Below are 21764 nucleotides of genomic sequence, written 5' to 3'. Positions count from 1 at the left end.
GCCAGCCCGGGGAAACAGAGAAGCCCGGTCAGACAATTTCTCGTCTGACCGGGCTTGTACTGTCGGGGTAGCGGGATTTGAACCCACGACCTCTTCGTCCCGAACGAAGCGCGCTACCAAACTGCGCCACACCCCGATGGCCCGAAGGCCTTGTCTAGGATAGCCGATTTTTCAGCGGCTGTTCGCCACTTCCTGGAATCGGTGGATCCCGGACCGGATCGGCCGGGCGCCGCCATTGCCGCCCGGCCGATCCGTGATCTCACGCCTGCTGGCGGCGACGCACCATCACGGTACCGAGCGCGGCGGCACCGACGGCGAGGAGCCCGCCGGCGACCCATGGGAGTGCGGTACCGGCGAACCCGGTGTCGGCGAGGGCGTTGCCCCCGGCAGACGGGTCGGAGGCTGATGCGGCGGCCGCAGCGGCGTCCGCGGGGTCCAGGACGGTGAAGTCGGACGAGTCGGTCACGGCGCCCTGGGTCGCGGTCAGCGTGTAGGTGCCTGCGGGGTCCGCAGCCGTGTCGATGGAGACCTGGATGTCGCCGGCCGCGTCGGCGACGGTCGACAGCGTGCGAGCGGAGACGCCGGCCGCGGAGGAGTCGATGGTGATCGACACCGTCTGGTTCGCGGCCCAGAAGTCCGAGCACGAGTACGAGACCGCCGCGCCGCGCGCGACGCTCGCCGGCGTGATCGAGTTGCAGCTGCCTGGACCGTAGCTGTCGCCCTCGAGTGCGTTGGCTGCGGTGGGCAGTGCGACGATGGCGAGGACGACGAGTGCGGCGGCGGAGAGAGTTCGTTTCATGTGCGGGCCCCTAGGTGTGCGGATGGCGCATGCGCTGCGTGATGCGACATGCGGACAGGGCCTGGAGCCGAGCGCTGTTCACTCGTGGCCTCCATGGCCGTCATCATGCTAGGGCAGCCGTCATCTCACCAGGGCTGGAAAACCGCGGAATTCCGCGGATGTGACCACCTTTGGGGGTAAGGCCTGTCCGTCTGGCGCCATGTCGGGCGAGGACGGTGTCAGGTCGTGGTCCGAGCGGACGACCGCCCGGACCACGCATCCCGACCGACGGATCAGGCCGTCTTGCGGCGACGGATCGCCATCGCGCCGACGACGCCGGCACCGACGACGAGGAGGCCTCCACCGATCCACGGCAGGGCTCCACCGTCGAAGCCGGTCGAGGCGAACTCGCGCTCCGAGACCTGGAACGAGGCGCTCTCCGTGGTCGCGCCCTGAGTCGCCGTGACCATGCAGGTGCCGGAGGCGGTCTTGCTGGTCTCGATCGTCACCGCGAACGCACGGGCGGCGTCGGCGCTGAACGTGCCGGACGTCGGCACGGCGCTCTGCTCGGCGGCCTGCTCGGTCGCGCCGGCGGTGTTCGGCTTCGCAGCGGGAATGCTGCAGCCGGGCCCGGCGACCGTGACCGTCACCGGAGTGCCGGGGTCGAAGGTGCCGTCGCAGCGGAAGACGGTCGACTCCCCCTGGGTCACCGACACCGGTGTGAGGGTCGCACAGCCGGCAGGGCCGTAGGTGGACGAGTCGGTCGCTGCACTCGCGGCGGTCGGGGCCGCGAAGACTGCCAGGAGGCAGAGCGATGCTAGGGCAAGGGTGCGCTTCATGTTGATATCCCCAAGGAACGTCGAATACCCCCTGCGTCCGCCGATTTCGGGTGGGCGTCCGCGCGAGGTTCCCCAGGGTCACGAATTCGGGTGCGTGGCTTCCTGAGGTGTTGTCATGCTATGTCAGGAGCCGCACCGAGGGAAGGCTGAAATGGTCGTTTTGCCCGTGATTCCGGGGGTTGTGACCAGGTTTGGGGGTACGTCGGAGGCCTTCGGAGCGAGCACCGTGAAGATGAGTTCCGTTGTCGCCCCCGGAGTGAGGGTCACGTCGGTCTGGGCGTAGAGACGACCGTTCGGGTCGGTCACGGCCTTGACCGGCAGGTCCTCGCCGTCGCTCGCACCGAGCAGGGTCGCGCCGAGCGGACCGTGGATCACGACGCGCGTCGCGATGTCTCCCGCGGGGGTGCCGAAACGCCCGCCCGCGGTCACGTAGTCCGGCAGAGAGGTCGCAGCGTCCGCCGGCGCGGTGGACGTCAGGGTGACGGCGACGACGTATTCCGCACCCTGCTTCGTGCACCGGGCGTCGCGGATGTCGACCTTCGTCTCCAGGTAGTAGTCCATCTTGGCGCGGGTGAGGTCTTCGAGGTAGACCCCGGTGTAGACGGCCGCGTCGTCGGTCGCCGGCGGGATCCCCGCGAGGGTCGTCTGGGCGATCAACGCCTGCTCGGCGGGGACCGCACTCCACACGTGGAGACGGTTCTCCGCGCCGGACTCGGACAGGGCCTGGACGAGCGCGGCTGGGTCGGGCGAGCGGGCGATCATGCCCTCGAACACCGCGCCCGAGACCGCGGCGAAGAACGCGTCCTGCACGAGCCGGTCCGGGAACCGGGCGTAGACGTCGCTCAGCAGCGTCTTCACCGCGTTGTCGGCGGTGAGCTCGGTGCCGTCGGGGAGGGCGACGGGCCCGGTCGCCTCCAGCAGGTGTGCGAGGACGTAGGGGTCGACGGCGATCACGGTGTCGATGGGCACGCCGAACACCTGGGTCCCCATGGCTGCGGCGAGCTCGCCGGTGCGACTGAAGTCGACCGTGAGGTTGGTGTCCTGGATGTACCGGCCGAGGTTGTCGGTGTAGACGTTCTGCTCGAACGGGGTGAGCGGGAGTACGGGGGCGGGGAATCCGGAGAAGTCGTCGCTCCCCCGGGTGCCGACGAAGGAGATGACGCCGTTCTCCGCATGGATGAGGGCCACCGCCCCGGCGATGCCGCCACTCGAGCGCAGCTCCGCGTTGTTCTGGATCATCACCATGATGTTCCGAGGCCCGGCCCCTCCCGCCATGTCCGGCAGGAGCGCCGTGGCCCGCGCCGCGGTGTCGAGCATCGTGGATGCACCGGTGATCGTGCGGGTGAGCTTCTCGACGGCGTCGGCGACCACCGGCAGCGCACCGTCCGTGCCGATCGTGTCCACGCGCCCGGCGATGGTGTCAGCCGCTGCAGCCGCGTCGGCCACGGTCGGCGCGACGGCGCGGAGCGGCTCCGTCGCGATCGAGCCGTCCCCGGGGAGCAGGGACGACAGGTTCACCTGATCGGCGATCTCGACGACCTTCGGCACGACTTCGACCGCGACGTCGTCGGTCGCAGCGGCAGCCTGTCGCACCGCGGAGAAGTTCACGCCGAGGAACGGGACCGCCTCGGCCGCCCGCCAGATGGGATCACTCGTCAGCGACACCGCCTCGCCGGTGTGCGTCGTGAGGGCACGCTGCGTGGCCGCGGTGCCGCTCGCGTCACCCTTCAGCACGGCCGACTGGAGCGACTTCGCCTCCGACTGGGCGGCCTCGAGCGCGTTCTTCGCCAGGGACGCCCGGACGCCGAGCCATGCTCCGAGCGCGAGGACGACGAGGAGGACGGCGAGTGCGATCCACCACAGCCGTGAACGCCGGCGGCCGGGCAGGCGGATACCGGCCGTCGCCGGGCGTGGGTCAGCCAAGAGTGCTCCTTGTTCGGGTAGGCACAGCCTAACCGTCGGATGACGGCCGCCGAGGGTCGGTGCACGCCCCCTTTCAGGGGTGGACGGCGCACGCGGCAACCGGGCTCACCGCCGCTCATGGCCTACGATTGCGAGGTGCTGTCAGCACCCTCGTCGACCGATCTGGAGCCGCACCGCAGATGACCCGCACGCCGCGCATCGTGATCGGGATCCTGCTGCTGCTCTGCCTGTGCGTCATGCTCGGCATCGCGTTCTGGCCGACACCCGTCGACGCCGACGGCCGGACGACGCTGCTGGCGATCCTCGATCGCTTGCAGGCCGCGGGTGCCCCGACCTGGTTCGACTACCGCTTCATCGAATCGGCCGCGAACGTCGTGCTGTTCATCCCGCTCGGCGCCCTGCTCGCTCTGGAGCTGCCGTTGCGGCTCTGGTGGATCGCACCGCTGACGACGACCCTGTTCTCGGTCGCGATCGAGCTCGGACAGACCCTGCTCCCCGAACGCGTCGCGACGATCGCCGACGTCTACGCCAACGCGGCCGGAGGGCTGCTCGGCGCGACGATCGTGCTCGTCGTCCGGCTACTCGTCACCGGTCACGGACGACCGAGACCGACGTAACGCCAGCCGGCGCCCCGCCAGGCGTCCACGTCGAGGCAGTTGCGTCCGTCCACGATCGTCTTGCCGGCGGTCAACTCGGCGACGGCCGAGGGGTCCAGGGCGCGGAACGCCTTCCACTCGGTCACGACGACGACGATGTCCGCATCCGTCACCGCCTGCTCGGCCGAGTCCGCGAACGTCAGCTGCGGGTGGAGCCGACGCGCGTTGGGGACGGCTTCCGGATCGAAGGCGAGCACCTTCGCACCCAGTCCGTTGAGGCCGACGGCGACGTCGAGGGCCGGCGAGTCGCGGACGTCGTCGCTGTCGGGCTTGAAGGCGAGCCCGAGTACTGCGACCCGCTTCTGGTAGGCGCTCCCGCCGAGCTCCTCGACGACGAGGTCGATGACGCGCTGACGACGACGAAGGTTGATCGCGTCGACCTCCTTCAGGAACGCCACCGACTCCCCACGGCCGAGCTCCTCGGCGCGAGCGGTGAAGGCGCGGATGTCCTTCGGCAGGCAGCCGCCGCCGAACCCGACACCGGCGTTGAGGAAGCGGCGACCGATCCGGGCGTCGTAGCCGATCGCGTCGGCGAGCTCCGTGACGTCGGCGTCGGTGACCTCGGCGATCTCCGCCATCGCGTTGATGAAGGAGATCTTCGTGGCGAGGAACGCGTTCGCGGCGACCTTCACGAGCTCCGCGGTCGAGTACCCGGTGGCGACGAGCGGCGTACCGGTCGAGAGCGCCTGGGCGTAGACCTCGTCGAAGGCGGCTCGCGCGACGGCGGCGTCCTCGGGAGCCGGCGGCAGCCCGTACACGAGTCGGTCGGGCGCGATGGTGTCCTGCACGGCGAAGCCTTCCCGCAGGAACTCGGGGTTCCAGGCGAGCACTGCGCCGGTCGGGGCGACGAGTTCCGCCAGGCGCGCAGCGGTGCCGACGGGGACGGTCGACTTGCCGACGACGACGTCACCGGCCGACAGGTGCGGCAGCAGTGCCGTCACCGCGGCGTCCACGTAGCGCAGGTCGGCCGCGTTGGAGCCGGCCTTCTGCGGCGTGCCGACCGCGACGAAGTGCATGGTGGCCCCGGCCGCGTCGGCCATGTCCGTGCTGAACCGCAGGTGGCCTGACTCGACGCCGGCCAGCAGCAGCTCCGGCAGGCCGGGCTCGAAGATCGGCGAGCGTCCGGCGGCGAGCGCCTCGATCTTGGCCGGATCGACGTCGATGCCGACGACCTCGTGCCCGATCGATGCCATGGCGGCCGCGTGCACGGCCCCCAGGTAGCCGCAGCCGATGACGGAGAGCTTCATGCGTGTGATCCTTCGCTGATGGGAGGTGCGGTGGGCGTGCTGGACAGGCGACCGCCGGACTCCTGCAGGTAGCAGACGCCGCAGAGCGATTCATAGGTGACGGTGGTGCCGTCGATGGCGACCTGGTCGCCGTCGAACACGAAGGTGTCGCCGAACCGACGGCCGTTGAAGATCGCCTTCCGACCGCACCGACAGATCGTCTTGAGTTCCTCGAGGCTGTGGGCCACCTCGAGGAGGCGGCGGCTCCCGGGGAACGCGACGGTCTGGAAGTCGGTCCGGATGCCGTAGGCGAGGACCGGGATGCCCTCGAGCAGCGCGATGCGCAGCAGGTCGTCCACCTGCTCGCCGTGGAGGAACTGGGCTTCGTCGACGAGCAGGCAGCTGACGTCCTCGCCGGTCTCCTGGACGACCCGGCGACGGTGCTCCGCGAAGACCCGGACGGTGTCGTCGTCAGGACCGAGCAGGAAGTCGGCGTCGCGGGTCACGCCGAGGCGACTGACGATGGCGGCGTCGCCCTTCGTGTCGAGCGAGGGCTTGGCGAGGAGGACGCGGTGGCCGCGCTCCTCGTAGTTGAACGCCGCCTGGAGCAAGGCGGTGCTCTTGCCGGAGTTCATCGCCCCGTATCGGAAGTACAGTTTCGCCACCAGGCAAGCTTAGGGTTCCCAAGCTGCACCTGTCGCATCCGACGACGGGCCGGGCGAGCACCCGAGCCGCGGCTACAGCGAGATGTCGAGGGCCTCGGCGGTGCTCCCGAGGACCTTCGCGGCCGTCTCGGGGACGTCGTTCAGGGTCGAGCCGTAGGTCGGGATCATCTCGCGGAGCCTCGGCTCCCACGCGGTCATCCGGTCGGGGAAGCACTTGCGCAGGACGTCGAGCATGATCGGCACGGCCGTCGACGCGCCGGGAGAAGCGCCCAGCAGTCCCGCGATCGTGCCGTCCGCACCCGTGATGACCTCGGTGCCGAACTGCAGGACCCCGCCCTTGGCCTTGTCCTTCTTCATCACCTGGGCGCGCTGCCCGGCCTCGATGAGGTACCAGTCCTCGTCCTTGGCCGTCGGCAGGAACTCGCGGAGGCTGTCCATCTTCTGCTTGCGGGACTGCAGGAGCTGCCCGATGAGGTACGTGATGAGACTCGGGTTGTCCTTGGCGACCGCCAGCATCGGGAGCAGGTTGTGCGGGCGGACCTGCGTGACGAGGTCGAGCATCGATCCGCGCTTGAGGAACTTCGGGCTGAACGTCGCGTACGGGCCGAAGAGGAGGCTCGCCTGACCGTCGACGACGCGGGTGTCGAGGTGCGGGACCGACATCGGCGGGGCCCCCACCGAGGCCTGGCTGTAGACCTTGGCCTGGTGCTTGGAGACGACCGCGGGGTTGTCGGTGCGGAGGAACTGCCCACCGATGGGGAAGACGCCGTAGCCCTTGATCTCCGGGATGCCGGACTTCTGCAGCAGCTTGAGCGCCCATCCGCCGGCGCCGACGAAGACGAAGCGGGCGTTGATCTCCATCGGTGACCGTCCGAGCGTCTGGCGGCCACGGATGCGCCAGGTGCCGTCCTTCAGCCGCTTGAGCGACCGCACCTCGTGGTTGGTGCGGACGTGGGCGTTCGGCGCTGCGCCGAAGAGCTTGTGCGTGAGCGAACCGAAGTCGACGTCGGTGCCCGCGGTGATCCGGGTGGCCGCGATGCGTTCGCCGACGGCACGACGGTTGATGAGGAGCGGGGCCCACTCGGCGATGACGGCCGGGTCCTCCGAGAACTCGATGCCGGCGAAGAGCGGCTGATCCTTCAGCGCCTCGTAGCGCTTCCGCAGGTATTCGACGTCCTTGTCGCCGCGCACGAACGTCATGTGCGGGGTCGGGTTGATGAAGGTGTCGGGTGCGCCGAGCAGACCCTCCTCGACGAGGTGCGACCAGAACTGACGGCTGAGCTGGAACTGCTCGTTGATGCCGATGGCCTTCGCCGGGTCGACGTGGCCGTGGGCGTCCTGTGGCATGTAGTTGAGCTCGCACAGCGCGGCGTGGCCCGTCCCGGCGTTGTTCCAGGGGTTGGAGCTCTCGAGTGCGACGTCGCTCAGGCGCTCGTACACCTCGACCTTCCAGTCAGGCTGCACCTGGTGGATGAGGGCGGCGAGCGTGGCGCTCATGATGCCACCACCAATGAGGGCTACGTCGATGGTTTCGGTCACCAGAGCAGTCTAGTCGCGGCGAGGCCCGAGCTCTCCACCCGCGTGCTGTCGCTGATCGCGTGCCGTGAGATCGCTCGATGTCGAGACACTTCGCCCGGCTGCCCGACCGCCGGGTCAGCGTCCGGGGAGCGCAGGGGTGAGGGCGTCGAGCTCCTCGAGCATGCGCTGCGCGAGGTGCGCATACCCGGCGTCGCTCGGGTGGAGGCCGTCGGATGAGATCCACGTCGCCGGGTCCTCGTCCAGCCAGTGCGACGCCCCGGAGATGTAGTCGGCCCCGATGGTGTCGGCGGCGTCGTGCACCCACCCGATGATCTGCTCGACGGAGGCCGGTCGCTCAGCGGTGTACCACCAGGGCTCCACCACGATGATGCGGGTACCGGGCAGCCCGTCGCGCAGCCGCTGGAACTCCGGCAGGATCGCCTCCTGGATCGCCTGCTCGTTGCCGGTCCACTCGAAGTTGTCGTTGATGCCGAGCGCGACGATGAGGACCTCGGGGTGCTGCGCGATGACGTCGGCCGTGACATCGCCGACCTTGTCGCGCTTGCGGACGAAGCCGAGTCCCGGGTAACCGGCGTTGTACTCCGTCCAGCCCTCGGCCTGCGCGACGAGCGAGGACCAGCGGGCGGCCGGCGACGACGCTGCCGAGCCCTTCGTGTACGAGTCGCCGTAGAAGGCCACGAGCGGTCCGACGGCGACCTCGGAGCCGGCGGCGTCGGCGCGGGCGACCGTCGTCTGCTGGACGTCAGCGCGCAGGCCACTCACGGTGATCACCGCGGTGACGGCGATGGCGGCCGCGATGAACGCGGCCAACCACCGTCGGCGCAGGCGTGGTCGCTGGCGGGCCATGTCGTCGTCCCCGATCGGGTGGAGGGAAGGCCGGTCAGACCGCTGCGGGCTGTGCGAGCAGCTCGGCGGCGACGAGCTCGGCGATCTGCACCGCGTTGAGGGCGGCACCCTTGCGGAGGTTGTCGTTCGAGATGAACAGCGCGAGGCCCTTGCCGGCCGGGGCGCTCTGATCCGGACGGATGCGCCCCACGAACGACGGGTCCGCACCGGCGGCCTCGAGTGGCGTCGGCACCTCAGACAGCTGGACGCCCGGAGCGTCGCTGAGCAGCTCGATCGCACGTTCCGGCGACAGGTCGCGCGAGAACTCGGCGTTGATCGACAGCGAGTGGCCGGTGAACACGGGCACGCGCACGCAGGTACCCGACACGAGCAGCTCGGGGAGCTCGAGGATCTTCCGGCTCTCGTTGCGGAGCTTCTTCTCCTCGTCGGTCTCGCCCAGTCCGTCGTCGACGATCGAGCCGGCGAGCGGGATGACGTCGAAGGCGATCGGGGCGACGTACTTCTCGGGCGCCGGGAAGTCGATCGCGGAACCGTCGTGGACGAGTCGGGTGAGGTCGCCCTGAGCGACCGCGGCCTCGATCTGACCGGCGAGTTCAGCCGCACCGGCGAGCCCGGACCCGGAGACGGCCTGGTAGGTGTTGACGATGAGGCGCGTGAGCCCAGCCTCGGCGTCGAGGACCTTGAGGACCGGCATGGCCGCCATGGTCGTGCAGTTGGGGTTCGCGACGATGCCCTTGACCGCGTCCTTGATGGCGTGCGGGTTCACCTCGCTGACGACGAGCGGGACCTCGGGGTCCATCCGCCACGCGCTCGAGTTGTCGATGACGAGCGCACCCGCAGCCGCGAACCGCGGAGCCTGCGTGCGGGAGCCGGTCGCGCCGGCCGAGAACAGGGCGATGTCGATGCCGCTCGGGTCGGCCGTCTCGACGTCCTCGACCACGATGTCCTGGCCACGGAACGGGAGCGTCGTGCCCGCCGAGCGCGCCGTCGCGAAGAAGCGGATCTCGCTGATCGGGAACTCTCGTTCCTCCAGCAGGCGGCGCATGACCTTGCCCACCTGACCGGTCGCTCCGACGACACCGACACGTACACCGTTGCTCATGGGGATTCCTCTGGTTTCAGGGGTTGTTGTGAACCATCTTGCATCAGGATCGGCGGGATCGCGCCCGTCGGTCCTCGGTCGGCTTGGTTCCTGAGCCTGCCGAAGGGCGGGCTCAGCGGCCGGTGCCACCGTGGACGACGGCTTCGTCCTCGCCGTCGAGACCGAACGCGGAGTGGACCACGTTGGCGGCCTTGTTGAGGGTGTCGGCGCGCGTCACGACCGAGATGCGGATCTCGCTGGTGGAGATCATCTCGATGTTGATGCCCGCTGCGCTGAGCGCCTCGAAGAGCTTCGCCGAGACGCCGGTGTTCGTGCGCATGCCGGCACCGACGAGGGCGAGCTTGCCGATCTGGTCGTCGTGCTGGATGGCCGAGAAACCCACCCGCTCCTGCTCAGCCGCGAGCGCGCGGAGGACCTGCTGCGCCTCGGGCTTCGGCAGGGTGAACGAGATGTCGGTGACGCCGGAGACGGCGGTCGACACGTTCTGGACGATCATGTCGACGTTGCCGCCCGACTTCGCGACGATCGTGAAGATCTCCGCCGCCTTGCCCGGCAGGTCGGGGACACCGACGACGGTGATCTTGGCTTCGCTGAGGTCGGTCGCGACTCCGGCGACGATGGGCTGCTCCATGGGTGCCTCACCTGCTCCTGGGTTGTTGCGGCCCGCGTCGTTGAGGACGAGCGTGCCTTCGTTGTTGTTGAAGGACGACCGGACGTGGAGCGTCACGCCGTGGCGGCGTGCGTACTCGACGGCGCGGATGTAGAGGACCTTGGCGCCCGAGGCCGCGAGCTCCAGCATCTCCTCGCTGGAGATGCGGTCGATCTTCCTGGCTTTCGGGACGACGCGGGGGTCGGAGGTGAAGATGCCGTCGACGTCGGTGTAGATCTCGCAGACGTCGGCGTCGAGGGCTGCGGCGAGCGCGACGGCCGTGGTGTCGGAGCCGCCACGACCGAGCGTGGTGATGTCGCGGGTGTCGCGGTTGAAGCCCTGGAAGCCGGCGACGATGACGATGGCGCCGTCGTCGAGAGCCTCGCGCAGGCGCACGGGGGTGACGTCGACGATGCGCGCGGCGCCGTGCTGGGCGTCGGTGATCATGCCGGCCTGGCTGCCGGTGAAGGAGCGTGCGACGTAGCCCATGCTGCTGATCGCCATCGCGAGGAGTGCCATCGAGATGCGCTCGCCGCTGGACAGCAGCATGTCGAGTTCGCGGGGCGCCGGGATGGGCGTGACCTCGTGGGCGAGGTCGAGCAGTTCGTCGGTCGTGTCGCCCATCGCCGAGACGGCGACGACGACCTCGTTGCCCGCCTTGCGGGTCTCCACGATGCGCTTCGCCACGCGCTTGATGCTCTCGGCGTCCGCGACGGAGGACCCGCCGAACTTCTGCACGATCAATGCCATCGGATCTCCTGGGGAAGTCGGTGCGGGCACGAGCGGCCCAGCGATCATCCTACCCATCCGGGCATTCCGCGCCGTTCATGTGACGAAGGGCACCCTCACCCGCTCCGGGGCAGGAGATCCGCCCCGCAGCAGGACGCTTCGGCCCGTTCGGTCCTGCTGTCGCGCCGATCTCCTGCGGTGGGGAGGCGGGTGGGCCTCGGTAGGGTTGGCCTATGCAGCAGGAAGACGCGCGGGTGCTCGCGACGGTGCGACGCCTCTGGCAGGGGCTCGCCTCGCCGACCGCGCGATTCTCCGCCGGCCGCGTCGCCGTCGTCGTGAACGCCGGCTCGATGGCGTGCCCGCCCGGATGGATCGGCGTCGTCGAGATCGACGGGAGCGCCCTCGCGATCGTGCCCGACGAGGACACCGCCAGGCGACTCGCCATCGAGGACGAATCACCGAGGAGCGTCGGGACGGTCGAGTTCCTCCGCTCGCGCGTGCAGGTCGCCGAGGTCCTCGGGCCGGCGACGCTCGACTACCTCCTGCCCGGGCGGTTCCGACCGGCCGAGGAGATCGACGTGGTGGCGAGCAAGGCGAGTGACCCCGCCATCGAGTCGTTGCTGTCGAAGGTCGGCGACGACGAGGCTTCGGAGAGCGGGATCTTCGGCATCACCTCGCCGCTGTTCTCGGTGCGCGAGCACGGTCGGGTCCTCGCCGTCGCCGGATACCGGTCGTGGCCGTTGGGCGTCGCGCACGTGACGGCGTTGACCGCCCCGGAGGCTCGCGGGACCGGTCTCGCGACCCGACTCGCGTCGACCGCGGTCGAGCATGCCCTCGCGGCCGGGCTTCTCCCCCAGTGGCGGGCCGCCGACACGAACCCCGGCTCACGCGCCGTCGCCCGCAAGCTCGGCTTCTCCGCGATCGGCCGGCAGCTGTCGGCCCGTCCGGTGGTCGCCGAGTGGCCGGCGCCCTCCGCCGACGCCTGAGGCGCGCCCGGCTGCCCCAACTCAGGAGTCCGTCGGCACGGCGGAACCCACCAGCCCCGACACACCGGACGACTCCTGAGAAAGGACCGATGGAAAAAAGGGGCGGAGGGGCGGACGACGGGGCGGGGTGTCAGCCGCTGACGACGGTGCGACCCTCGAAGGCACGACCGAGGGTGACCTCGTCGGCGTACTCGAGGTCGCCGCCGACGGGGAGGCCGGAGGCGAGGCGCGTGATGCGGATGCCCATCGGGAGGAGCAGCCGGCTGAGGTAGGTGGCGGTGGCCTCCCCCTCGAGGTTCGGGTCGGTCGCGATGATGACCTCGGTGACGGTGCCGTCGGCGAGGCGCTGCATGAGGCGACGGATGTTCAGGTCATCGGGGCCGACGCCGTCGATCGGACTGATCGCGCCGCCGAGCACGTGGTAGAAGCCGCGGAACTCACGCGTGCGCTCGATGGCGACGACGTCCTTCGGCTCCTCGACGACGCAGATCAGGGCCGGGTTGCGACGCGGGTCGCGGCACACACTGCAAAGGTTCTGCTCGGAGATGTTGCCGCAGATCTCGCAGAACTTGACCTTCTCGCGGACGACGGTGAGCAGCTCGGCGAGCTTCGACACGTCGAACGACTCCGTCTGGAGGATGTGGAACGCGATGCGCTGCGCCGACTTCGGACCGATGCCGGGCAGCCGCCCGAACTCGTCGATCAGATCTTGGACGATTCCCTCGTACATGGCCTACCGCCCTCCGGAGCGCGGCTCGTGCGGCTGCTCCTCGATGAATGTCGCGCCGAGGAGCTCGCGGACGACGCTCTCGCCGTACCGGTTGTCGCCGGCGGGGTGGGACGTCGGCACCGGGGGCGCCTGGCGCATCCGGACCGGGGGCTGCGGGCGCTGCTCGGCGACCGGGGCCGAAGGCGTCTCGGCCTGCGGGGAGCCGACGGGCGCTGCCGATGGCGCGCCGGCCGACGGGGCTGGAGTAGGAGCCGACGACTCGAACGGGTCGGGGTACGGCGGCTCGTCGTCCGGCGGCGGTGCGTCGTCGTCGGACGGGATGGAGACGACGTCCCAGGTGACCGTGCGCGAGCCGAGCGCGTCGCCGTTGGACGGGCCTCGGGCGGGTGCCTGCTGGCGCGGCGGGGTCGACGGCTGGCGCGGCGCGGGTGAGCTGGCTGGCGCCTCCGGGGCTCCGGACCCCGCGGGTCGCCCGGGCTGCCCTTCGACAGGCTCAGGGACCGGAGACGGCCGGGCCGCCGAAGCGGGCTCGGGCGCGGACGTGGGCCCTTCGACAGGCTCAGGGACCGGGGACGGCTCGGGCTCGTCGGCCGGCGGCGCGACCGTCGCCCACGAGGAGGCGGAGACGGAGGTCTGCTCCTCGGCCGGGGCGGCGACCGAGGACGCGGGTGGCGCTGGCGTGGCAGCCGACGACTCGGCGTCTGCCGGTGCGGCGGAAGCCGGCTCGCCACCGGCAGGTGCGACGGTGGGCCACGACGAGCGGGATCCCGACCCGCCGCTGCTGTCTGACGACGACGGGGCTGCGGGGGCTGGGACGGTCTGCGGCAGGCTCGGGGTCGACCAGGCGGACGACTCCGATGACGGAGTGCCGGTGGCGGGCGCAGCGGCGCGCGGTGCCGGCGGCTCGTCGGCACCGGCCACCTTGGCGAGGTACTTCACCCGCACGCCGAGGACGTCGAGGACCGCCGTGCGCAGGACCTCCGCGACACCGGTGCCGGGCGCGTGTCGTGCCTTGAAGTCGTTGAGGTCGCTGTTGTTCGCGAAGACGAGCGTGAGGACGTCGTCGTCCGAGTACCCGCCGACCTGGGTGTTGACGACGATCATCCAGGCCTTGCGGTCGGCCTTCTCGACCCGCGCCACGATCTCGGGCCAGGCGTCGCGGATGTGCTGCAGGGTGACCGGGCCGACGCGAGGGGCTGCGGGGGTCGGTGCGGTGGTCTGCGCCGGGTCGGGCTCCTGCGCCGGTCGACGGTCGGGGGCCGCGGACTGGCCGGAAGGTGCGGACGCGGTGGACGGGGCGGAGCTCGCCGCCGTGCTCACGGGGGCCGCGGCGGCAGGAGCCGGAGCGCGGTCGGCGACCACGGGCTGCGCCGAGACCGCGGCCTGACCGCCCTCGGCGGCAGCACCGTCGACACCGATGCGACGCTCGAGCCGCTCCACCCGGGCCAATGCACCACGAGCGGAGTCGTCGGCTGCGGGCACGAGGATGCGCGCCATCATGAGCTCGAGGTGGAGCCTGGGCGACGTCGCGCCCGTCATCTGGGTGAGCGCCTCGTTCACGACGTCGGCCGTGCGGGACAGCTCGGCGATGCCGAACGCCCGCGCCTGGGCGAGCATCTTGTCGAGTTCGTCCTGCGGGAGCCCGCGGAGGACCGCCGCCGCGTTCTCGCCCGTGGCGGCCACGACGATGAGGTCGCGGAGTCGCTCGAGCAGGTCGTCGACGAAGCGGCGTGGGTCTTGGCCGGTCTGGATGACGCGGTCGACGGTGCTGAAGGCGGCACCGGAGTCGCGGGCGGCCAGGGCGTCGACCACTTCGTCGAGCAGGGCCGTGTGGGTGTAGCCGAGCAGGGCGACCGCGCGCTCGTAGTCGACGGAGTCGCCCTCGGACCCGGCCATCAGCTGGTCGAGCAGGGACAGCGTGTCGCGGGCGGAACCGCCACCGGCCCGGACGACGAGCGGCAGCACGCCGGCCTCGACACCCACGTGCTCGCTCTCGCACAGCTGCTGGACGTAGTCGAGCATCTGCGCCGGCGGGATGAGCCGGAACGGGTAGTGGTGGGTTCGGGAGCGAATCGTGCCGATCACCTTGTCGGGCTCGGTCGTCGCGAAGATGAACTTCACGTGCTCCGGCGGCTCCTCGACGATCTTCAGCAGGGCGTTGAACCCCTGCGGGGTGACCATGTGCGCCTCGTCGAGGATGAAGATCTTGTAGCGGTCGCGCGCGGGCGCGAAGATCGCGCGCTCGCGGAGGTCGCGGGCGTCGTCTACGCCGTTGTGGCTGGCCGCGTCGATCTCGACGACGTCGAGCGAGCCGGAGCCGTCGCGGGAGAGGTCGACGCAGCTCGCGCAGACGCCGCACGGGGTGTCGGTCGGGCCCTCGGCGCAGTTGAGGCAGCGGGCGAGGATGCGCGCGGACGTCGTCTTGCCACAACCACGTGGACCACTGAACAAATACGCGTGGTTGACGCGGTTGGTGCGCAGGGCCGTCATGAGGGGATCGGTCACCTGCGCCTGACCGATCAAGTCGGCGAACGTCTCGGGCCGATACCGGCGATACAGAGCTGTGACCACCCACCAATGGTAGCCGTCGCCCCCGACATCGAAGCCGGTTTCCCGGCAGGACCGGTCGGCTCCGCCCGGTGGGGAGTTCTCCCCATCGAGGCCGTCCCAGTGGCTTCCTAGAATGGTCAGCGCCACCAGAGAGGAACCGATGGAACAGTTCTCGGTCGACACGGCCCTCATCAGGGACACGACAGCCAACCTCGCCGTCATCCAGGGCGAGTTCGACGCCGCGGAGAAGCACACCGCGTCGGCCGCAGACGTGATCCCCCACGAGCTCCTCGCTCGGACGCTGCAGGAGTTCGCGAGCGGCTGGGACACCAGGCGCTCGGAGTTCTCGGAGGCGATCACCACCTTGAACGGGATGGGCACGGCGATCGCCGACCACTTCGAAAGCTGGGAATCCGATCAGGCCGCGGCCGCCGGCGGAGACGGAGACGAAGGATGAGCCCGATCGCCGGCGACCCCGGTTCCATCCGTACCTGGGCCACAACCTACGGCGGGATCGCCGACACCATCGTCGAGGCCTCCGCGCAGCTGCAGTCGCTGGAACTGGGCGAACAGACGAGCATCGCGGTAATCGAGTACCACGACAACGCGCAGTACCTCGGGGAGAACATCGCGCTCACCGAGCCCCGGTACCGTGCGGTCCACGAGGCGCTCACGTTCTACGCCGACGAGCTCGAGGCAGCCCAGCAGTCCGAGCGCGACGCGATCGCCGCGGCGGAGGCCGCGGAGACCGAGCACGCGAGCGCGAACAGCGACTACCTGACGAAGTGGGAGGCCGCGGACACGGCGGCCCACGACCCGGCCGCCACCGATGCCGCGGAGACGAAGACCGCCTCCGATACCGCCTGGTACCGCTTGGAGGCGGCCCGCATCGCGCAGGGGCAGGCGCAGGTCGACCTCGAGAACGCACAGATCCGCGCCGAGAACGCTGGACGCACCGCCGCCTCGATGATCACCACGGCCGTCGACGGCGACGGCATGAACGACACCTGGTGGGACGACTGGGGCAAGGGGCTCTACGACGTCCTCTCGGAGGTGGGCAAGTGGATCGTCGGGATCGTGGCCGTCGTCTCGGTCGCCGGCCTGGTCCTCGCCACGATCGGGACCGCGGGTTTCGGGCTCCCTGCCTTCGTCGTCGCAGGAGTCGCCGTGATCGGAGCAGCGGGTGTCGGCATCGCCGGACTCATGGGCCTGATGACCGGCGGCGCGATGCTGTCGGGGGAGAAAGGCCTCGAGAACCAGTTGATGTGGGACGCGATCGGACTCCTCCCCTTCTCGAAGTTCCTCAAGGGCCCGATCGCGAAGGCCCTCCGCAACATGGACGTGCCGACGACCGGGCCCGGTTCCCTCGCCGGCGTCCCCCGTGTCTCCGGCACGACGCCGACCACCAACCGCTTCGTCGATGCCGCAGGGCGCGGTGGAGAGACACAGAAGGCCGCCGTCGAGTTCTACCTCGAGAACCAGGTCGACATCTTCGCCTCCATCGGGCTGGAGGCAGGCAAGAACATCACCGCGGGGACGCCGTCCCTGCTGCCCGACCTCACCCCGAACGACCAGGCGCCGAACGCGCACCAGGAGGGGTGGCACCCGGGCGACTCGCAGTACGTCCCGCCGGACGAGTACCGCCTCGACCCATTGGTGCCCGACTTCGGCACGCCGTCCACCGTGTTCGGCGGTGGCGGCAACGGGACCGGCGTGCAGCCGCCACCCACCGCAGGCCCCTACGCTCTCACCTTGCCGGGCTCCTCGCCGGTCGTCCCCGGCGGTCAGACCTACGGCCCGACGAACCCGACCGTGCCAGGCACCGGCACGGGCACGGACGGTCAGGGATGAGCGCACCGACCCCGTCCGTGATCACCGTGCGCCTCGACGGCGTCGACCTCGACCGCTGGATCTGGGTTCCGCACGCCTGGCCCTACGAGGGGTTCGACGGCCCCCGGGGTTGGGCGGACGCCACGGCGAAGCGTGTCGCACGCCGATCAGGGTTCGCCTTCGTGAAACGAGCCGCGCTCCGCGACGACCTCATCGAGATGTCGAGGAGCCGGGACAGCATCGGCGCTCATTGGACGGTCGCCTACGCCCCCGACCTCAGCCGCCCGGCGCGCATCGCCCGCATCGAGGTGCACGACAGCCGCGTGGGGACGTACCGGAGTCTCGAGCAGTTCATGCAGCTCGACACCCCGGGTCTCGAGGGCCCACCTGTCGTCGAACCGTTCGTGTCGGCCCACCTCGGTGAGGGCATCACCGCGATCATGCACCAGCGGAACGCCGACCAAACGCTCTCCGCGGTGCGCTCGTACGGCTGGACCCTCCCCACCTGTTGGGTGTCGCTGTACTACGCCGACTTCGACCTCGGGCTGATGGAGCGACTGCGACCCGAGTTCGATGCATTGGCACAGGCGTTGCAGGTCGACGAGCAGGTCGTCGACTCATGAGTTCGACGCGACCCTCCCGTCCGAACGGCGCGGGGGTCCGAGCGGTTCCGCGGCGGACACGGTTCGCCCGGCCCCACGACCTCGGTGTAGCCGTCTGGACCGGCGTCGGGTGCATGGCTGTCGGCCGGGGGTTCGCGTACCTCGCCGAGCGGTCGGCCGCTCGTCACTGCGGGGTGGGCTCGTGAGCGCTGGTCGTCGCTACCGGTTCGTCCTCCCAGCCGGATGGGGGTATCTGGCTGCTTCGGAGAGTGTGGAGGCCGCCGTCGCCAGACTGGTTCCGGACGACGGACCCACCGCCGGGCGGGCCGCCCTGGCCAAGCTCCGCCCCGTCCTCCGTCAGCAGTTGCGTTCGCTCCGAGGTCGAACCGTCGCGAGCGGCGGCGTCGACATCCTGCTGCCGGTCGCCCCTCGTGCCGGCGCCATCATCCCGGCGAACATCGTGATCGCACGGCCCGGTACCGAGGAACGGTTCGAGTACGCGTCCGGCGGGCTCCCCACCGGATGGGCCTCGGCGGAGGGAGGCGCTGATCGCTCCGAACGCCGCGCCGACCTCCTCGGCGAGCTGCCCGCGACCCGCCACCTCCGGGTGCGCCGGGAACAGACCGACGAAGCCGGCACGACCGCCGACCTCATCCGAGTCGACCACTTCATCCCGGTCTCGCCCGAACGCGAACGCGACCTCGCGCTCATCGTCAGTGCGACGGTGCTCGGCCGGGTCGGCGACGAACGCCTCCCGCCATCGACGGTCGAGGTTCTCGTGACGCTCGTCGACGCGATCATCCACACCTTCCAGTGGGAGGAACCGCCCCGCTGAGCCGCCCGACCGGATCGTGGGCGGCTAGAACTCGGTCGGGCCGAGCGAGGGGCGGGCGAGGAAGGAGAGCGTCGGCGTCGTGAGCGCGTGGAACTCGAACACCGTGAAGCGGTTCTCCCCGGCACGGAGCTGGCCGCCGGGGACGTAGAGCGTGTGCTGCGGCCCCCGCGACCAGTAGCGGCCGAGCAGGAAGCCGTTCACCCAGACGAGCCCCTTGCCCCAGGCCGCGGTGTCGAGGAACAGGTCGGTGGGCGCGTCGAGCGTGATGGTGGCGGTGAGGAGGACCGGCCCGGCACCGCTGATCGTGGCGCCGGACGTGCGCGTGGCTGCGGCGTCCACGACGGCGTCGAGGCGGTCGAGGGCCACGGGTGCGATGCCCCACGACGTGAGTTCCACGCCGTCGAGCGACACGGGCCCGATGATCCCCTTCGGCTCCCCCAGGCGCTTGCCGTAGTTGACGCGGCCCTGGTTCTCGAGGAGGAGTTCGAGCGTCTCACCCGCCGGGATCACGATGGACCGCTCCTTGAACTCGCGGGTGAGCGCACCGACCGGAACGCCGTCGACGGAGACGACCACGCGGTCGCGCACCTCGGCGAACCGGAGCACCCCGCCGCGTCCACCGAGCGACGCCCGGTAGCGCGCCAGACCGCTGAACGCTCCGAGTTCGTCCATCGTGGGGATCCGGTCGAACGCCTGGAGCGGCGCGATCTCATCGGCCACGTCCGCGAACGGGACCTCCTGCTCGAAGGACGCGGTGAACGCCGGGGCGTCCGTCGCAGCGGGCGGGATCTCCGTCGGCACCTCGGCGTACTTGGCGATCACGTCGCGGAAGGCGAAGAACTTCTCCGTCGGGTGGCCCGCCTCGTCGAGGGGCGCGTCGTAGTCGTAGGAGGTGACGTGCGAGCGGTACTGCCCCTTGTCGTTCGCGCCACCGGTGAACCCGAAGTTCGTGCCGCCGTGGAACATGTAGATGTTCACGGACGCGCCGGCCGCGAGGAGGGCGTCGAGGTCCGCCGCCGTCTCCGCGATAGGCGTCGTGTGGTGGTGCTCGCCCCAGTGGTCGAACCAGCCGTCCCAGAACTCCGAGCACATGAGCGGCCCGGTCGGCTGGTGTTCCCGCAGGGTCGCGAGGCGTTCGAGCGAGCGGCTGCCGAAGGAGCCGGTCTTGTGGAGTCCGGGGATGCTGCCGTCCTCGAGCATCTGGGCCGTGGGCTGATCGACGGTCGTCAGCGGCACCGTGATGCCGAGCTCGCGGGTCCAGTCGGTCAGCGTGCGGAGGTAGTCGTGGTCGTCGCCGTAGGCACCGTACTCGTTCTCGACCTGCACGAGGATGACGGGACCACCGCGGTCGATCTGCAGTGGCGCGACGATCGGCAGCAGCGCCTCGAAGTACTCGCGGACGGCGGCCAGGTAGCGCGGTTCGCTGCGACGGAGACCGAGCTCGGGGTCGTGCAGCAGCCAGCCGGGCAGCCCGCCGTTGTCCCACTCGGCGCAGATGTAAGGGCCGGGACGCACGATCGCGTACATGCCGGCGTCGGCGATGAGGCCGAGGAAGCGTTCGAGGTCGTTCACGCCAGTGGTGTCGAACACGCCGCGCTCGGGGCTGTGCTGGTTCCACGCGACGTAGGTCTCGATGGTGTTGAGGCCCATGAGCTTCGCCTTCGCGATGCGGTCCGCCCACTGCTCGGGGTGCACCCGGAAGTAGTGGAGGGCTCCGGAGAGGATCCGGAACGGCTGACCGTCGAGCAGGAAGTCGTCGTCGCCGATGGAGAAGGTGGGCATGCTGGGGCTCCGTGATGAAGGGGTGCGGATGGAGCGACCACGGCCGGCCGGAGCGGATCCCTGGGGACCCTCCGACCGGCCGCGGTCGATGGTGCTGGTGCTACAGGTGCCGGTCGGCTACTTCTCGGTGACCGTGAAGCCCTGCGTGTTGCCGTACTCGACGAGCTGCTTCTGCCAGTCGGCGAGACCGTCGTTCAGGTCGGCCTTGTTCGCGTAGGACTGTCCGACGGTGTCGGCGAAGATGCTGTTCGCGTAGACCTGGTACGGCAGGTACTGCCAACCGGTCGACACGTCCTTCGCGCCCTGCACGAGGACCTCGTTGATCTTCTGGCCGCCGAAGTACTCGGGCGCCGCGGAGAGGAACGCGTCGGAGTTGAGGTCGGCGGTCGTCGCCGGGAAGCCGCCGTTGTCGAGGAAGACCTTGACGCTGTCCTCGTCGTTGTTCAGCCACTTGAGGAAGCCCGCGGCGAGCGCCGGGTTCTTGCTCTGCTTCAGCACGACCTGACCACCGCCACCGTTCTCGGCGTTGGCGGGCTTGCCGTCGTAGGTCGGGATCGGGGCGACGCGCCACTGGCCGGAGGCCTCGGCGACGGACGACTCGAGCACACCGGGCATCCAGGCGCCCGTGATGAGCGTCGCGATGCTGCCGTTGCCGAGCGACTTGTACCAGTCGTCGCTCCACCCGGGGACGTCGGAGAGCAGGTCGCCCTCGACGAGCTGGTTCCAGGTGTCGGCCCACTTCTTGGAGCCCTCGTCGGCGAGGTTGACGCTCACCTTGGTGCCGTCGGCGGTGAACGGACGTCCACCGGCCTGCCAGATCATGCTGGTCGCGAAGCCGGAGTCACCGGAGTCGTTGGTGATGTACTTCGACGGGTCGGCCGTGTGCAGCTGTGCGGCTGCCGCGATGTACTCGTCCCAGGTGGTCGGCACGGCGATGCCGTACTGGTCGAACACCGTCTTGTTGTAGAACATGGCCATGGGGCCGGAGTCCTGCGGGAGGGCGTAGAGGCCGTCGCCGATGTTGACGGAGCTCCACGGGCCGGGGCTGTAGTCGTCCTTCAGGTCGCCGAAGCCGTATGCGTTGAGGTCGACGAGGGAGTCGCTGAGCGCGAACTGCGGGATGGCGTAGTACTCGACCTGCGCGACGTCGGGGGCACCCTTACCGGCCTTGATCGCGTTCTGCAGCTTCGTGTACTCGGTGGTGTTGGTGCCGGCGTTGACGAGGTTGACCTTGACCTTGGGGTAGGCCTTCTCGAACGCGGCGACCTGCGCCTCGGCGGAGGGCGTCCACGACCAGTAGGTGATCTCGCCACCGGCTTCGAGGGCGGACTCGATGTCCTTGGCGTCGCCCGAGGCGGTGCTGCCGCCGCCGGACGAGCAGGCGACGAGCGAGGCTCCGATCATCGCGGACGCGACGGCCGCCGTGGCCGCGCGGCGCAGAACCGTGCGAGACGGTGAGATGCGCTTCATGGGTGTTTCCTTTCACTGCGTTGGGAG

The 21764-nt window shown here is 70.1% G+C and carries 19 protein-coding genes and 1 tRNA gene; 6 read left to right on the top strand and 14 right to left on the bottom strand.

Annotated features, from left to right (window positions below; genetic code table 11):
* Positions 1–62 precede the first annotated feature (62 nt).
* From ITJ62_RS15925 to ITJ62_RS15910, 4 genes are all read right to left on the bottom strand, one after another.
* Positions 63–136 (bottom strand) — tRNA-Pro (locus ITJ62_RS15925).
* Positions 137–259: 123 nt separating this feature from the next.
* A complete protein-coding gene (locus ITJ62_RS15920) occupies positions 260–799 on the bottom strand; it encodes a hypothetical protein (RefSeq protein WP_194604145.1) in 540 nt (179 codons plus the stop codon).
* Positions 800–1071: 272 nt separating this feature from the next.
* A complete protein-coding gene (locus tag ITJ62_RS15915; protein WP_064296099.1) occupies positions 1072–1617 on the bottom strand; it encodes a hypothetical protein in 546 nt (181 codons plus the stop codon).
* Positions 1618–1740: 123 nt separating this feature from the next.
* Positions 1741–3540 carry a DUF4012 domain-containing protein gene (locus tag ITJ62_RS15910; protein WP_194604142.1) on the bottom strand — a complete coding sequence of 600 codons (1800 nt, stop codon included), beginning with the start codon at positions 3538–3540 and terminating at the stop codon, positions 1741–1743.
* 179 nt (positions 3541–3719) lie between these two features.
* On the opposite strand from ITJ62_RS15910, the gene ITJ62_RS15905 reads away from it, so the two are divergent.
* Positions 3720–4157: a VanZ family protein gene (locus ITJ62_RS15905; RefSeq protein ID WP_194604139.1), complete on the top strand. Its 438-nt coding sequence runs from the start codon at positions 3720–3722 to the stop codon at positions 4155–4157.
* Here the strand turns inward: ITJ62_RS15905 and ITJ62_RS15900 are convergent.
* The 6 genes from ITJ62_RS15900 to ITJ62_RS15875 all read right to left on the bottom strand — a co-directional run bounded on the left by ITJ62_RS15900 (position 4133) and on the right by ITJ62_RS15875 (position 10973).
* Complete coding sequence (locus ITJ62_RS15900) at positions 4133–5443, bottom strand: UDP-glucose/GDP-mannose dehydrogenase family protein (RefSeq protein WP_194604135.1); 1311 nt, start codon at positions 5441–5443, stop codon at positions 4133–4135. The genes ITJ62_RS15905 and ITJ62_RS15900 overlap by 25 nt on opposite strands.
* A complete protein-coding gene (locus tag ITJ62_RS15895; RefSeq protein WP_194604131.1) occupies positions 5440–6087 on the bottom strand; it encodes a thymidine kinase in 648 nt (215 codons plus the stop codon). The genes ITJ62_RS15900 and ITJ62_RS15895 overlap by 4 nt, the downstream gene beginning before the upstream one ends.
* 72 nt (positions 6088–6159) lie before the next feature.
* The gene (locus ITJ62_RS15890) at positions 6160–7626 is read right to left on the bottom strand and encodes a malate:quinone oxidoreductase (protein WP_194604128.1); all 1467 of its coding nucleotides are present in this window, start codon (positions 7624–7626) and stop codon (positions 6160–6162) included.
* A 114-nt stretch (positions 7627–7740) separates the two neighbouring features.
* Complete coding sequence (locus ITJ62_RS15885; RefSeq protein ID WP_194604125.1) at positions 7741–8472, bottom strand: SGNH/GDSL hydrolase family protein; 732 nt, start codon at positions 8470–8472, stop codon at positions 7741–7743.
* Positions 8473–8506: 34 nt separating this feature from the next.
* The gene (locus ITJ62_RS15880; RefSeq protein WP_194604122.1) at positions 8507–9574 is read right to left on the bottom strand and encodes an aspartate-semialdehyde dehydrogenase; all 1068 of its coding nucleotides are present in this window, start codon (positions 9572–9574) and stop codon (positions 8507–8509) included.
* A 112-nt stretch (positions 9575–9686) separates the two neighbouring features.
* Positions 9687–10973: an aspartate kinase gene (locus ITJ62_RS15875; protein WP_064296092.1), complete on the bottom strand. Its 1287-nt coding sequence runs from the start codon at positions 10971–10973 to the stop codon at positions 9687–9689.
* A gap of 212 nt (positions 10974–11185) precedes the next feature.
* On the opposite strand from ITJ62_RS15875, the gene ITJ62_RS15870 reads away from it, so the two are divergent.
* A complete protein-coding gene (locus tag ITJ62_RS15870; RefSeq protein ID WP_064296091.1) occupies positions 11186–11938 on the top strand; it encodes a GNAT family N-acetyltransferase in 753 nt (250 codons plus the stop codon).
* Between the two features lie 130 nt (positions 11939–12068).
* Here ITJ62_RS15870 and recR read toward each other — a convergent pair whose 3' ends face one another.
* Positions 12069–12668: a recombination mediator RecR gene (gene recR, locus ITJ62_RS15865; protein WP_056014479.1), complete on the bottom strand. Its 600-nt coding sequence runs from the start codon at positions 12666–12668 to the stop codon at positions 12069–12071.
* Positions 12669–12671: 3 nt separating this feature from the next.
* Entirely contained in the window at positions 12672–15239 is a 2568-nt protein-coding gene (locus ITJ62_RS15860; protein ID WP_194604119.1) for a DNA polymerase III subunit gamma and tau, read from the bottom strand.
* A gap of 139 nt (positions 15240–15378) precedes the next feature.
* On the opposite strand from ITJ62_RS15860, the gene ITJ62_RS15855 reads away from it, so the two are divergent.
* The 4 genes from ITJ62_RS15855 (at position 15379) to ITJ62_RS15840 (ending at position 18485) form a co-directional block, all read left to right on the top strand.
* Positions 15379–15675, top strand: a complete 297-nt coding sequence (locus tag ITJ62_RS15855) for a hypothetical protein (RefSeq protein WP_194604116.1) — start codon at positions 15379–15381, stop codon at positions 15673–15675.
* On the top strand, positions 15672–17069 hold the full coding sequence (locus ITJ62_RS15850) for a hypothetical protein (RefSeq protein ID WP_194604113.1): 1398 nt from the start codon (positions 15672–15674) through the stop codon (positions 17067–17069). Before ITJ62_RS15855 ends, ITJ62_RS15850 begins: the two co-directional genes overlap by 4 nt.
* Positions 17066–17671: a hypothetical protein gene (locus ITJ62_RS15845; RefSeq protein ID WP_194604110.1), complete on the top strand. Its 606-nt coding sequence runs from the start codon at positions 17066–17068 to the stop codon at positions 17669–17671. Before ITJ62_RS15850 ends, ITJ62_RS15845 begins: the two co-directional genes overlap by 4 nt.
* Before the next feature lie 181 nt (positions 17672–17852).
* A complete protein-coding gene (locus ITJ62_RS15840) occupies positions 17853–18485 on the top strand; it encodes a hypothetical protein (protein WP_194604106.1) in 633 nt (210 codons plus the stop codon).
* A 24-nt stretch (positions 18486–18509) separates the two neighbouring features.
* On the opposite strand, the gene ITJ62_RS15835 is transcribed toward ITJ62_RS15840, so the two are convergent.
* Positions 18510–20267: a glycoside hydrolase family 35 protein gene (locus tag ITJ62_RS15835; protein WP_194604103.1), complete on the bottom strand. Its 1758-nt coding sequence runs from the start codon at positions 20265–20267 to the stop codon at positions 18510–18512.
* A gap of 117 nt (positions 20268–20384) precedes the next feature.
* A complete protein-coding gene (locus tag ITJ62_RS15830; RefSeq protein ID WP_121293928.1) occupies positions 20385–21737 on the bottom strand; it encodes a sugar ABC transporter substrate-binding protein in 1353 nt (450 codons plus the stop codon).
* Positions 21738–21764: the final 27 nt, after the last annotated feature.

It is taken from the genome of Plantibacter sp. VKM Ac-2876, from assembly GCF_015350715.1.
Classification (GTDB): domain Bacteria; phylum Actinomycetota; class Actinomycetes; order Actinomycetales; family Microbacteriaceae; genus Plantibacter; species Plantibacter auratus.
The sequence above is the reverse complement of the archived record's forward strand: the minus strand, read 5'-3'. Positions and strand labels throughout refer to the sequence as shown.